The 299-nt window shown below is 63.2% G+C and carries 1 protein-coding gene; it reads right to left on the bottom strand.

Going from position 1 to position 299, the window contains the following annotated elements; genetic code table 11:
* Positions 1-299, bottom strand: a 299-nt coding sequence (locus ACYPYD_RS16990) for an aromatic ring-hydroxylating oxygenase subunit alpha (protein ID WP_459664368.1), incomplete at both ends; no start/stop codon positions are given.

Below are 299 nucleotides of genomic sequence, written 5' to 3'. Positions count from 1 at the left end.
TGCGGGAAGTCCTGCGGGTCCTGCGCATAGTTCAGAACGCCGTCCTTGCCCCAGACCCAGCCATGGTAAGGGCACTGGAACGAGTCCTGCGAACTGGCGTCCCACACCAGCCGCATGCCGCGGTGGCGGCACGAATTGTAGAACGCCTTGATCGAGCCGTCGTCCTGCTTAACGCAGAAGACGGACTCGTTCATGAAGTTGTGCACGACGTAGTCGCCCGGCTCCTCCAGCTCGGCCGTGCGGCCGGCGACGTGCCAGATGCGGGTCCACATGTGGTCCCATTCGCGCTGCATGAATTC

The organism is Novosphingobium sp. 11B, from assembly GCF_054589055.1.
Note: the sequence above shows the minus strand (reverse complement) of the source record. Positions and strands in the feature narration are given on the sequence as shown.